The sequence below is a fragment of the Priestia sp. TSO9 genome, assembly GCF_021029645.1.
Lineage (GTDB): Bacteria > Bacillota > Bacilli > Bacillales > Bacillaceae_H > Priestia > Priestia megaterium_E.
This window is the reverse complement of sequence record NZ_JAJEKD010000013.1, coordinates 513,609-526,481: the sequence shown is the minus strand read 5'-3', so window position 1 is coordinate 526,481 and position 12,873 is coordinate 513,609. Positions and strand designations below refer to the sequence as shown.

Annotated in this window: 14 protein-coding genes, 1 other RNA gene and 1 riboswitch; of the genes, 6 read left to right on the top strand and 9 right to left on the bottom strand. The window is 38.1% G+C overall.

Annotated elements, in window-relative coordinates; translation table 11 throughout:
- Positions 1-9 precede the first annotated feature (9 nt).
- Complete coding sequence (locus tag LJC66_RS10905) at positions 10-924, bottom strand: AAA family ATPase (RefSeq protein WP_230932532.1); 915 nt, start codon at positions 922-924, stop codon at positions 10-12.
- A gap of 131 nt (positions 925-1,055) precedes the next feature.
- Positions 1,056-1,286: a YkvS family protein gene (locus LJC66_RS10900; protein ID WP_013056869.1), complete on the bottom strand. Its 231-nt coding sequence runs from the start codon at positions 1,284-1,286 to the stop codon at positions 1,056-1,058.
- 420 nt (positions 1,287-1,706) lie between these two features.
- Between LJC66_RS10900 and LJC66_RS10895 the strand changes: the two genes are divergently transcribed.
- Positions 1,707-2,201, top strand: a complete 495-nt coding sequence (locus LJC66_RS10895) for an RNA polymerase sigma factor (RefSeq protein WP_016763958.1) — start codon at positions 1,707-1,709, stop codon at positions 2,199-2,201.
- Positions 2,198-3,388, top strand: coding sequence for an anti-sigma factor (locus LJC66_RS10890; RefSeq protein ID WP_230932531.1), 1,191 nt, complete (start codon positions 2,198-2,200; stop codon positions 3,386-3,388). The genes LJC66_RS10895 and LJC66_RS10890 overlap by 4 nt, the downstream gene beginning before the upstream one ends.
- 157 nt (positions 3,389-3,545) lie before the next feature.
- Here the strand turns inward: LJC66_RS10890 and LJC66_RS10885 are convergent, their stop codons facing one another.
- A complete protein-coding gene (locus LJC66_RS10885) occupies positions 3,546-3,998 on the bottom strand; it encodes a helix-turn-helix transcriptional regulator (RefSeq protein ID WP_050688724.1) in 453 nt (150 codons plus the stop codon).
- 153 nt (positions 3,999-4,151) lie between these two features.
- Between LJC66_RS10885 and LJC66_RS10880 the strand changes: the two genes are divergently transcribed.
- The 3 genes from LJC66_RS10880 (at position 4,152) to LJC66_RS10870 (ending at position 5,635) form a co-directional block, all read left to right on the top strand.
- Positions 4,152-4,772 carry a hypothetical protein gene (locus LJC66_RS10880; protein ID WP_230932530.1) on the top strand — a complete coding sequence of 207 codons (621 nt, stop codon included), beginning with the start codon at positions 4,152-4,154 and terminating at the stop codon, positions 4,770-4,772.
- 109 nt (positions 4,773-4,881) lie between these two features.
- Positions 4,882-5,059: non-coding RNA, 6S RNA (gene ssrS, locus LJC66_RS10875), on the top strand.
- Between the two features lie 147 nt (positions 5,060-5,206).
- The gene (locus tag LJC66_RS10870; RefSeq protein ID WP_013082985.1) at positions 5,207-5,635 is read left to right on the top strand and encodes a pyridoxamine 5'-phosphate oxidase family protein; all 429 of its coding nucleotides are present in this window, start codon (positions 5,207-5,209) and stop codon (positions 5,633-5,635) included.
- A gap of 28 nt (positions 5,636-5,663) precedes the next feature.
- Here the strand turns inward: LJC66_RS10870 and thiE are convergent, their stop codons facing one another.
- The 5 genes from thiE to LJC66_RS10845 all read right to left on the bottom strand — a co-directional run bounded on the left by thiE (position 5,664) and on the right by LJC66_RS10845 (position 10,200).
- The gene (gene thiE / locus LJC66_RS10865) at positions 5,664-6,308 is read right to left on the bottom strand and encodes a thiamine phosphate synthase (RefSeq protein WP_230932529.1); all 645 of its coding nucleotides are present in this window, start codon (positions 6,306-6,308) and stop codon (positions 5,664-5,666) included.
- A gap of 13 nt (positions 6,309-6,321) precedes the next feature.
- Complete coding sequence (thiM, locus tag LJC66_RS10860) at positions 6,322-7,128, bottom strand: hydroxyethylthiazole kinase (protein WP_230932528.1); 807 nt, start codon at positions 7,126-7,128, stop codon at positions 6,322-6,324.
- A gap of 73 nt (positions 7,129-7,201) precedes the next feature.
- Positions 7,202-7,310, bottom strand: a riboswitch (TPP riboswitch).
- A gap of 191 nt (positions 7,311-7,501) precedes the next feature.
- The gene (locus tag LJC66_RS10855) at positions 7,502-8,719 is read right to left on the bottom strand and encodes an MFS transporter (protein WP_195694182.1); all 1,218 of its coding nucleotides are present in this window, start codon (positions 8,717-8,719) and stop codon (positions 7,502-7,504) included.
- 96 nt (positions 8,720-8,815) lie between these two features.
- Positions 8,816-9,415, bottom strand: coding sequence for a TetR/AcrR family transcriptional regulator (locus LJC66_RS10850; protein ID WP_195694184.1), 600 nt, complete (start codon positions 9,413-9,415; stop codon positions 8,816-8,818).
- 320 nt (positions 9,416-9,735) lie between these two features.
- The gene (locus LJC66_RS10845; RefSeq protein ID WP_014460293.1) at positions 9,736-10,200 is read right to left on the bottom strand and encodes a GNAT family N-acetyltransferase; all 465 of its coding nucleotides are present in this window, start codon (positions 10,198-10,200) and stop codon (positions 9,736-9,738) included.
- A gap of 169 nt (positions 10,201-10,369) precedes the next feature.
- Between LJC66_RS10845 and LJC66_RS10840 the strand changes: the two genes are divergently transcribed.
- Positions 10,370-10,876: a hypothetical protein gene (locus tag LJC66_RS10840; protein ID WP_195694187.1), complete on the top strand. Its 507-nt coding sequence runs from the start codon at positions 10,370-10,372 to the stop codon at positions 10,874-10,876.
- Between the two features lie 93 nt (positions 10,877-10,969).
- Here the strand turns inward: LJC66_RS10840 and LJC66_RS10835 are convergent, their stop codons facing one another.
- Positions 10,970-12,469 (bottom strand): UDP-N-acetylmuramoyl-L-alanyl-D-glutamate--2,6-diaminopimelate ligase, encoded by a 1,500-nt coding sequence (locus tag LJC66_RS10835; protein WP_195694189.1) that lies wholly within the window; start codon positions 12,467-12,469, stop codon positions 10,970-10,972.
- Positions 12,470-12,873 lie beyond the last annotated feature (404 nt).

Below are 12,873 nucleotides of genomic sequence, written 5' to 3'. Positions count from 1 at the left end.
CGCCACTCCTTACTCAAATAATGTTTCAGCAATATTTTGAATGGCGGCTTTTTCCCTTTCATCTTCTAGCTTTTCAATAATACCGCGTCTAATCGCGCGAAGAGGCGGCATATAAAGAGCTAAATCACACGTATCGATAAGCGCACGAATAGACGCAGCTTCTTCTGATACATGGCCGCTTTGAACTTGAGTAATTAAATCCGCAGAGAGCGTGACAAATTTATCAATTAATTTTTCGTCTTTTAACTGAGACTGAGACATCAGAACTTGCTTCAAGCTGCCTCCTTGAATATACGGCACTTCAATAACAACAAAACGATTTTTTAACGCTTCGTTTAATGGAACGGTACCAACATACCCCTCATTAATCGCCGCTACTACGCCGAACGTTTGCTGACCGCGTACTACATCTCCAGTGAATGGGTTCGTAATCATTTTTCGGTAATCAAGAACCCCGTTTAAAATAGGAAGTGTTTCAGGTTTAGCCATGTTAATTTCATCAATATATAGTAAATGGCCTTTTTTCATTGCCTGAATAACAGGTCCTTCCACAAACTCAATACCTGTTTTCCCTTCTTGTTCAGCAATTGTTTTAAAACCAAGCAGCGCTTCTGCATCTAAGTCAACCGAGCAGTTAACGCTATGCATCGGCTGAGAAAATAAATGCGACAGCGTTTCAGCAAGCTTTGTTTTACCTGAACCTGTTGGCCCTTTTAAAAGTACGTTTTTCCCTAGTGACAAAGCAATAATGGCATCTTCTAAAATATCTGCTTCTTCTGCTGTATAGCCGCCTTTTCCAATTAATAGCTGATCAGCATCGGACAAATTTTCATATTTACGATTCGCTAAAAGCGAAAGAACCTCTTTTGGCAATGATAATTGTGATAGTTGAATTGACATAACAAAAATCCTTTCTTTCTGCATACTTTCTATAGTTTACTAAAAAACTTTCTTCTTCTCAAAGAATTGCTTTACCTACGCTTTTCTCTAAGGTTTCCGATAGAAAAACCGCGGTCTTTAAACATATATTCAGTAAAAAAAAGTAGGTTATTCACCTACTTTTTTACGATTTTATAGTTTTTATGATTAACAACTGTTTTCATGGATTCGCCCGTTTCAGCATCTTTCCCAAAATCTACGATAACCGAATTGTCTCGCACTACCATAACAATTCCTTTAAATCCTTTATAGTCGCCTTTTTTTGGCTGAATCGTATCGCCAACTTTAGCTGCTTTGACTTTAGGTGCTTGTTCTTCTGTACCTTGTGTATTTTCTACGTCCATCATGACCCCACCTTTTCCAATTTACCGTGTTTTTTATAAGTGAAAACACAATTTAATTTACTTTTTGTTGAAAATACTTAGTTTATTTTCCCACAAACATCTATGGTTAAACACCATGTGTTTGTCCATTTTTATTTTGCAAACAAACGCTGTATTTTTTATTATGTATGTAGCTGTTTTTTGTAAGAGCACATCCTTGTTCTATCATAACATTTTCTGTTTCCTTCGAACACCAATTACCCTTTAGTTTTTTAAAAAAATGACAAATTACACGGAATTATGTCGAATTTCATATGATTTTCTTTTTAGTATGATAAGCTATATATCGTATTTTAAGCATCTTTTCTCTATTACATACGATTTTTGATAAAAAACCGAAACTTTTATCCACAAATTGCGTTGATTAAATGAAAGGGGGAGAAAATGGCACAACAGCATAACTTTGAACACATTTATAAACAGCACATGCATGATTTGCTGCGCTATCTTCTCTCTCTTACTCGCAGAAAAGAATCAGCGGAAGATTTAATGCAGGAGACCTTTTACCGGGCACTTTTACACTTAGAAACATATAAAGGCGAGGAAGTGAAGCCTTGGCTGTTCAAAATTGCTTATCACGCCTTTATTGACTGGTATCGTAAAGAAAAAAAACGCCCTACTGTCGAAATAGAAGAATGGCACTTTACTCCTCAGCCAAGTGCTGAAGAACAAGTGATGATTCAAAGTGAAATCGACGGCTGGCTTTCTGATGTATCTGCTTTGCCTCCGGCTAAGCAGAATATTGTACTGTTACGAGATTATCACGGCTTCACATATGAAGAGATTGCAGAAATGACTGGCTATACTCTGTCAAAAGTGAAAATGGACTTGTATCGTGGTCGTCAACAATTGAAAAAAAGAAAGGAAGAGGACGGATGAGCTGTCAAGATATGAAGCATCAATGGGAAAAATATAAAAACGGCACTTTGACAGACAAAGAAGCAGAAACACTTGAAGAACATACGGAAAATTGTGAAGCATGCTCAGCTCATTTGGAGCACTTGCTAACCGAAGATGAACCGTTACCGCCAACTTCATCAGCTACTTCACTAAGTGACGATACGATGTTGGATAATAAAAAAGTTAAAAAGTCCATTTATATCGCCAAATGGAAGCAGCGCCTTTCAAATGTGACAACTGTCATTGGCTCTGTCGTTCTGCTATGGATAATCGGCAGCTTTTTATCTATTGTATATTATCATCAATCAAAAACCGAATACATAAACAGCGTGAATCAAGCGGCTATCGAATCTGCTTTTCCGAACGTTCACATACGTGAAACCACTTCTGATACACAATCCTTTTTCCGGATGCAGTCGCAAATGGAAGCTTATAAGCAAATTGGACGTGAAGAGCAGGCCATTGGGACGTTTACATTTCATCAGCTGTTTGATAAAACAAGCGGTGTAGAAAAAGAATTTTCCGGCGGCAAATACGATCTTAACCTTTCTTTTGTCTATCCTGATCCAAAAAAATTAAAGCTACATGCAAAAGAGTATAAGGAATGGACAAATGAAACATGGAAAGCATTAGAAAATCTACCAAAAGGAACGGTAAGCGAAGTGGCTATTTCTTTTGATGATACGTACTCGCTAAAAGAAGTTCAGCAAAAAATGAACGCCATCGACAGCCGTGATTTTTCTACCTCTTGGTACGCGCTTAATACAGGGCACGAACAAAAAACAAGTACAAAAGATGAGCCATTAATTGACTTAACATCAACATTTGGCTTTCCAGAGTTTTTAGACTTACCTTACGATCACAAAGGAAATCAAACCCACTCTACTAGCAAGTCGAACGTTTTAAATATGATGAAACTATTAGCCGATAATGAAGAAACGGTCCAAAAAGTTCGTCAGCTAGACCATTCTGATCTGTTGCTAAAGCAGCGATATTCTTATGTAAAGAAACATGGAGTCGGTGTGTACGGCGTTGTGATTACAGGGCCTACAAAAAAACTTCTGAAATTTAAAAATGATCCGTCGATCACATATGCGTCACTTGGAGATGTAGAGCTATGGAATTGGTTCAGTCGTCCCTCGTCAGGTACGTTAATGAATCAGTAGAGGCTGAGAAAAAAGTATAGCAGTGGAAGAGAAATCCGAACGATGAATCAAAAGTCCTGATGGAGAATCAAATTCGTTCGGATTTTTTTATGAGCAGAGTGAATGTAGGTTTCATATATGCAGTTATGCAGTGATTTTGTTATGTCTCGGCCTCTTTTTATTCATTCGTTAATTGTTCAAACCTTTTTACCGCTTCGCTTTTATCAAATGAACTAAACCATCGATAGTCTTGGTCATCTAAAATGCGATAGTGCTGACTAATCATATTTTGCTGCAGACGAAAAGAGCCTTCTTTTTGAATTTCTTTCCACCATACTCTTCCTCCGAGCGTTTTATCTTTTGGAGAAGATACGCCGTTATGAGCAATGATTTCTACTACTTCTAAAGGAACGTCTCCTAAAACCGATTGAAGGATTTCACTGTCACCAAACAAACTGCATACTGCCACAGTAGTCGTCCACCCTGCTTCCGTGCGCCCTTTTTCAATTTGAACCAATGTTTTTTTGGAAATACCAATGACTTCAGCCATTCTGTCTTGTGAATAGTTTCTTTCTAAACGAATTAATCGTATTTTATCCGATACTGATTTAATCACTTCTTGTTTATTCATTTTCACAGCCCTTTCTTTCTATACACGCACATTTCTTTAGTGTAATATTACACCTAATTAAAGAAGAGTTTCAAGCGTTTCCCTTCGTCACAAGACGGGGAAATATACTGAAATGATTTTTGTACACTAAAACAATTAAAAGGAGTTGAGAATATGTATATCATTGTATGGGCTATGCTTGTACTATACGCCTTTCTGCTAGCTCCGGGAGCAAGCGCCTCTGATGATTTGCTGTTTAAAAAACTTATCACAGGAAATTTTCAACAGGTAGATCCGCTCGTGGTTATGGTATTCTCTTTTTTAGGACTTTTCCCAGTATTGTTTATGATAATGATCTGTAAAAAAGATACATATAAACTGCCTGGATGGCCATTTTCTCTTCTATCATTTGCGCTTGGAGCTTTTTCTCTTTTGTTCTATTATCATTGGACAAGACAAAAAGTTCGAACACGTTCGCGTATTCCTTCACGTTTCATTGCTATCATTTCTTCTCGTCTATGGATCGGACTATGCTTAGCGCTCACGATTGCAGGTTACGCATACGGACTATCCGTAGGTTCAATAAAAGCTTATGGAGATGCTTTTATGCAGTCACAGCTTGTTAGCGTGATGACCGCTGATTTTTTTGTTTTAACGTGGCTTTCTTACTCCGTTATGACAAAAGAAAGGATCGCATCCCGGCCTTACCTTCTTTTATGTTTCATTCCAGTTGCCGGCCCTTTTCTTATTTTGTTACTGGATAACCGCCAAGATATTAGAGAAGAAAAACGTTAAATAAAAGTCTTGCGTTCCATTCATTATTCCGTTATAATCATTTCTTGTACGATGAAAGTTGATTAATTAGAAAATATTTATATATCGGCATCTTATTTACATTTGTTATACATACCTGCGCTGTGCGTATACTCATGTTGTCTTAAACCTTTGAGTGTTAAAAGGGAGCTCAAAATTTAGCTGCAGATAGCACGCCCTTCTTGGGACGCTAAACCCGGCTATGAGGGCACCCACCTAGTAGATCTGGGTATTTAAGACACTTAGGGTTACGGCAGTGCGGGCTTATTTTTTAGTTAGCTGTAGCTAGCTTTTTTTATTTTTTATTTTATTAGTTTACATAATTATTTTATCGTTAACTTATATTTTTTTTAGACATGTATGTTTTATTTATCTTCGATTGAGGAACATAAAAAGTAATAAAGGAGATGGATAAAATGAATGAACAAAAAATTGCTAAAAAAGTAAACGAAGTATTAGAAGGAAATCGTGTAGGAACATTAGCCACAGTTGTAAACAACAAACCCCACTCTCGCTATATGACATTCTTTAGCGATGAAGATGGTATCGCTCTTTACACACCAACAAATATCAATACACATAAGGCAGAAGAAATCGAAGCCAATCCGAACGTGCACGTACTATTGGGCTATAGCGGCGAAGGATATGGCGATCAATACTTAGAATTATCTGGTACAGCTGTCCTTCGTACTGGTGATCAATTAAAAGGACGTATATGGAACGATCACATGAAAGAATGGTTTGACGGTCCAAATGACCCTGAGTATGTTGTTCTTGAAATTACGCCGAACGAAATTCGCTTTATGAATGAAGGCGAAGAAACTCCTCAAACTGTTCAGCTATAATAAAAAAAGCGCACACTGTGCGCTTTTTTTATTTTCCTACCGCTTCTTTCAATTGAGCTGCTTTTTCTTTTGGAGACGCTGCTAAGCTAATCGCGGTAATAATAGAAACGCCATCTGCACCTGCTTCTACTACTTGTTTGGCATTTTCAGGCGTGATCCCGCCGATTCCTACAATTGGAAAGTCAATATTCTGGTTTCGCACTTCTTCAATTAACTTTGTACCTTGCACTGCTTTTGCGTCTTTTTTTGTAGAAGTAGGAAAAACAGGTCCCATTCCTACATAATCCGCCCCGTCTTTCATCGCTTGCTGCAGCTCTTGTACATTATGAACAGAGACGCCTACAATTCCTTTTCCTATTTTCTCTCGAACAATATGAGCTTTTTCATCTTCTTGGCCAATATGAACGCCATCTGCTTGTAAGCGGATCGCTAAGTCAAGATCATCATTCACAACAAAAGGAACGCTGTGCTGCTGACAAATTTGCTGAAGTTCCTTCGCCAGCTGATATTTCGCTTCTCCTGTTAGGGCACCTTCGCCTTTTTCACGGAATTGAAACACAGTAACGCCGCCTTCAATTGCTTCTTTCAACACTTCTCTCGGATCTTTTGTACAGTTATTGCTGCCCATTATAAAATAAACTTGCAGCAGCTTTTTGATTTCTTCATTTGTCATTTTCCCTCTCCTTTTAACGTTGATGTACTCTTGCATATGATTCAATATCCTGCCCAGATAAAAGATGAAGCTGATTTAACAGCTCAATTTGAAAGCTTCCCGGCCCTTCTTCACCTTTTTTCTCTGCGGCGATTTCACCCGCCACTCCGTAAAAACTTAAAGCAGCAACGCTTGCCTCGACATATTCTTTTTCTACAGCAGCGAAAGCTCCTATAATTGATGTCAGCAGACATCCAGTCCCCGTCACTTTCGTAAATAACGGGTGACCGTTGTCTACTGTATACGTTGTGTTTCCATCTGTGATTACATCTTGTTTACCCGTGATAACAATCACTGTATCTAATTTGTTCGCTGCTTTCTCAGCAAGTTCAATGACGTCTCCTTGCCCTTCTAATGAATCAACGCCTTTAATGAGCCATGACTCGCCTACTACATTCGCAACTTCAGCAGCGTTACCACGAATAACTGCCATATTTAATTCTTCTACAAGCTGACGTGCTACTTCTGTACGAAACGGTGTCGCTCCGGCTCCTACAGGATCGAAAATAACCGGCACGCCATTTTCATTTGCTGATTTTCCTGCTATTCTCATCGCTTCTACTTCTTGAGCCGTCAGTGTACCCATATTTAAGACAAGCGCTCCAGCGATTCGTGCCATGTCAGCCACTTCTTCTTTCGCATAAGCCATAACAGGTGAAGCTCCTAGTGCAAGCAGTCCATTTGCTGTAAAGTTGGTTACCACAACATTCGTAATATTATGAACAAGCGGACTTATGTCTCTTACTTTCTCTAATTGAGCTGAAATTTTACTAATATCCATGTTTTTTCACTCTTTTCATTTAGTTTTAACACTGCAAAAAAGACAAAAAAGCACCTTGCATGCGCAAAGTGCTTTGGTATGTACTCACATTCCCTGCGCTGGCATTATCCAACAGGTTCAAATGGTCAACAGGCGTCCCTGTACTCTCAGCCTGCCCCGCGCAAGCTCCCATACTATTCTTGTTACGTTTAAAGTTTACTATTAACCTTTTTTATTTGCAACCATTTCATTGTTTTGCCGATAAAATAAAGCTTCTCTATAGGCTGAGTGGCGCTTTAAACCTTACACCATTCCTAAAAGAATAATCAAAAGACCTCCAGTAAGCTACTGGAGGTCTTCTATTCCCTAAGAATTCTATCATTTTTCCTTATCGTTATTTCTCTTGAACCGCTTGATTTCTCACAGCTGTTTTTCTGTCCTTCCCTGCTCTTAAAGATAAAAGAAAACAAAGAAGCAGTACAAGTGCAGCTGATACGTACGGATAATTAATGTTTATATCAAAAAGAAAGCCTGCTACAACGGGGCCAATAATATTTCCAAGACTTGTATAAGCAGAATTTAGTCCGGCTACATATCCTTGGTCGTCTTGTGCCATCATCGACATTTGCGTGCTGATTGCCGGACGTAAAATATCTGTTGCTAAAAAAACGATAAATGTCACAACAATAATAAGCCAGTACGTGTGCACAAATAGCGTAAGTAAAATAAAAAGTCCCGTCATCATCAAGCAAAAAGAAATCACTCTTTTTTCACCAAATTTATTTAAAATCCACCCGAAAATCGTAACCTGCACTACAGCCCCCGCAATAGAGCCGAACGTAATAACAAACGCAATATCTTTTGGCGTAAAGCTAAATTTATGATCAACGAATAGTGAAAAAATCGTTTCATAATTGGATAATCCAAACGATGTCACAAAAACAATAATTAAACTTAAAAAATAAGGTTCTTTATAAGAATTCATAAGCTGCAGTAGCAGCCGCTCTTCTTTTGGATTCTCATGGTTTGAAACAGCAGGATTTTGTACAGGGCGAGACTCTGGCAAAACAAGAAGCGTAATCACTGCAGCCAAGCCTCCTGCTACTGCGGCCATATAAAATGGTACACGCATGCCGTATTCAGCTAAAAAGCCGCCGATACCGGGTCCAATAATAAATCCTGTTGTAATCGCCGCCGTCACATAGCCCATTCCTTTAGCACGTTCTTTAGCAGACGTCACGTCCGCTGTATAGGCCATAACAGCAGGCATAATGAGCGCGGCCCCAACCCCGCCTAACATTCTCGATACAAATAATAAAAGAGGTGTACTCACTGAACCAAAGAACCATTCAGACAGGGCAAAAACAATCATTCCCGCTACAATAATTTTCTTTCTCCCTAACGAATCTGATAACCGTCCTGCTAAAGGTGAAAACAAAAATTGAGTTAGTGAAAACACCGCTACTAAAAGCCCCATCACGCTACCGTTGATATGAAGCTCTGTCATATACGTTGGCATAATTGGAATTACAAGACCGATTCCTGTAAAAACAATAAAAATATTTAGCATGAGCAGCAAAATCGCCGCTCGATTTCTTAACAATAATGACATATAAACCTCCTAATTACAAAAATACTGAACGTTCGGTCTATAAAAATACAAAATAATGAGGGATTACTCATTACCTCAATAAGCATCCCCGATTATTTAAGAAGACCTTGGTATAATTCCGTTTAAAAATACATCGATTGCTGAATGGTAAAGCTGCAGGGCATTTTCGGTGTTCGTTTTTCGAGACATGCGGCTCATTCCAACAAACAGCCCTTCTAAAATCACTGCAAGCTGTTCTGCATTTTTAGGAGAAAACTCTCCTTCATCAATGCCTTTTTGCAAAAGTTCTCGGTTAAACTCTACGTGTCGTCTCACCATCTCATCAATTCGCTCTTCGATGTCGCTGCCCTTTTCCTCGTTGTTAAAAAACTCATCGGCAGCTTTCGTAAGAGGATGATTTAGATCATCTAAAATGATTTGCTCCGCAATTCCAAAAAGCTTATCTCTTGTTGTTTTGTAAAGAGACTCTCTTTCTTTCCAGTTTCGTTCCCACTCGAGATCCCATTCGTCTATTAAATAAAGAAAAAGCCCTTCTTTACTTTTAAAGTGATAATAAATATTCCCTTTACTGCTTCCCGTAGCTTCTACAATTTCCTCAATAGACGTAGCTTTATAGCCTTTTTGAGAAAACAACGCTTTAGCGGCATCTGCCACTTTTCTTTTGGTTTGTTCACTTTGAAGCTTTTTTTTATTCAAGCTATTTCCACCGCCCGGCACATTTATTATTTATACTGAACATTCGTTTTGTATTATCTGACACCTATACTACATAGGAAAAACCCTTTTGTCTAGTGAGAAAACCTAGTTTATACCTTTTTATATGAATCGTGACAAAATAAAAAAACAAAGAGATTGTGACTTAACGAAATGAATCCAATCTAAAGACGAACAAATGGGATACATGAAACCTACCACCATTACCATGAAAAAATCCGAACGAATTTGATTCTCCATCAAGAATCTCAATTCCTCGTTCGGATTTTCCTTCAACGAAACTACTTTTGCCCCAGCCTTGTTTAATCATTCAATTTCTTTGTCATAAATACACTGTATGGATCTTCTTTGTAGGTAGAAAACGGTTCGCACTCGTAAAATCCAAAACTGGCGTATAGCTTTCTAGCCGGTTCAAAAGCGGGTGCGGATCCTGTTTCTAAGCTTAAGCGTCGGTACCCTCGTTTTTGTGCTTCATTTATTATGTACTGCAGCAGCTCTCTAGCAATTCCTTTCCGCAAATGAGCCGTGGCTGTTCGCATCGATTTAATTTCTCCGTGATGCTCATCTAGCTCTTTTATAGCCCCGCATCCTGCTAGCTGACTGCATTCCCACACGCTCCAAAACGTAATGTCCTGTTGTTTTAAGCTTTCAATATCTAGAGCATGAATACTTTCAGGCGGCGAATGTAAGTTCATTCCTTGAAGGTGTGAACTTACTAATTCAATAACTTCATTGTTCGTTAAGTGGTCTCTTTTTATTTTAATCATTTTCTCTTCCTTCCTGCTACTAACGGGTGGTCAACTACAAACCTACTTATGAATAAATTCACTGTCAACCTTTAAAAATCCTTTTATACACTCCCTTCTTTTTCTCAGTTATTAAAACCGACTTTGCCAAGCAGATGTTTCATACATTGTTAAACGGAGGTGAAATTCGTTGAAGAAGGTTTTATTTTGTCTTGTCCCTCTTTTGTTTTTATTATCCGCCTGCTTTAGTGATCCTGTTCAAGATGATTTAATCAACTATAACAATCAAGATTTAAAAAAAGCCGCTCAGCTTGAAAAAGAAGCGATTGACGCATATGATTCTGTTACGGGCGCTAACTACACAAGTGACGCAGTGATGTATGATACGATGACGAGTGAAGTCATTCCTACCTATCGTAAATTTGTCGACGAACTGGAAAACATCGATGTAGAAACCGACGAGCTTCGAAAGGTTCATGAAGGCTATATAAAGGCTGCCAATACCCAGTATAATGCTTTCATTAAAATTGTCAGCGCTTTAGAAAAGCAGGACCGCAACCTTATTGCTGAGGCAAACGCTATGCTTGATGAGGCACGAAAAGGGATACGCGATTACAATGCAGCTATTAAAAAGTTGGCTAAAGAACATGATGTGAAAATTGAAGAACCAAAAACACAGCGAGAAAACAGCCTATAGTTTTGATGCAAAAAGAAGGTCTCTAAAAATAGTAAGAGACCTTCTTTCGTATGGTGTTTCACTTTTTCTACGTTCAATAAATAAAGATGAGTGTTAAGAAATATTGCTTAAAGAAGCATAATAAGAGGCAATAATTTCTTCGTCTGAATGCGGAATTTCCTTTCCTTTTACAAGCTGAGCGCCGTTAATACAGCCGCTTGTAAGTAAAATAATATCATTCGGCTTTCCTAAAGAAAGCGACTTTAATACTCCTTCCGTTCGAGTAGGGGCGCGGTGAATATTGCTTGCGCTCGGATTCGAAAAACCTGTCATCACTTGATCTACGATTATGTTCGGATCATGATGACCTGGATGATCAACCGTTACGATAATTTCATCAGCTTTTCCTTCAATGGTGCGCGCCATTTTAGGCATTTTGTTAAAATCTCGAATGCCGATCCCTGCAATCATGACAATCAGCTGGTTGTACTCCATTTTTTTTACTTCTTCGACCAAACGAGTAAGAGCAACAGGCGTATGGGCATAGTCTAAGATCACTTTTTGGTTATTAGGACCTTCTATCACTTGAAAGCGCCCTTCTGGACTTTCCAATTGAGGAAGCACGCTAATAATATCTTCAATGTGGTATTCAAAGTGAAGGGCTGTACCAATGGCCGCTAACACGTTGGCAATGTTGTAATCGCCATATACAGGCACTGCTACTTTGTATGACTGTCCTTTATAAAGTAAATCAAAGAAAGAGCCTCCTTCTTTGACAATAATGTTTTCTGCTTGCAGAGTTGCTTCCGCATTATTTAATAAACTATACGTGACTTTAGGTCCTTTAAATACCCTGCTTAAGTCTTTACCCATGTCCTGATCATCTATATTAATAACGGCATGTTTGGCCTGTTGAAATAATTTCATCTTGCATTTTTTATAGTGCTCAAACGTTTTATGATACTCTAAATGCTCTTCGGATAAGTTTGTGTGAATGGCTACATCAAAATAAATATTTTCTACTCGCTGCTGATCAATCGCAATTGACGACACTTCCATCACTGCTGCTTCATCACCTCTTGTATACAAATCATTAAAGATTTTATGCAAGTCTACCGATTCCGGCGTTGTAGGCGTACTTTTTTTATAAACTAACTTCTCCTTCGATGACCAAATCCCAGTCGTTCCAATCGCTCCTGTCGGCAATTTTAAAAGAGTTAACAGCGACCTCACGTAAGCTGCTACGGTTGTTTTACCATTTGTACCTGTAACGCCAATTGTCTCAATTTTTTCATCCGTATAATCAAAATACATTTTAGAAAAAGATGCCATTACTTTACGGACGTCGTCAACAGCTAAAAACGTACAGTGAGCATACTGAGTGCTTAAAAGACGAAGCTGCTCAACGCTTGTCCCAAATACTGCTACCGCTCCTCTAGATATAGCTTCTTTAATATATTGATGTCCATCTTCATTTTCACCTTTTATACTAAAAAATACGGATCCGTCGTGAACTTGCTTTGAATGATATGTGAGATGGGTGATTGTTTGAGATGCAGGCCCAAAAATATGTTTAATTGATAAGTCGGTTAATGTATCAAAGTGGATGTTCATAGCTATTCCTCACAGTATATAAATTTTATTTTTAATATGTTCTAAAATCCCTTAAATACTCTTTGAAGGATATTTTTTCTTTATTTCCATTTATCAAGAACTTTCTACAATTCAATCTTTTTATTTTGCTTTCATGTGTAGAACGAAAATAAAGAAAAGACGGATCACTATTTTTTAAAACTAAAAGCATGTAAAATATGGATGAACTGTGTATACCATACCAGCAGAAAAAGCAAAGCATTGTAGTAAAATATTCCCCCTATACGTGCAAAATGAAACCCTTCTTTAAAATAACTTCATAGAGTGAGTTGAATCATGATAAATACTTGAACGTGGGATAAGAAAGGTTACTGTATTAATCGGCCCCTCCTTTTGCAAAATAATAAAGAAAACATCATAATAAA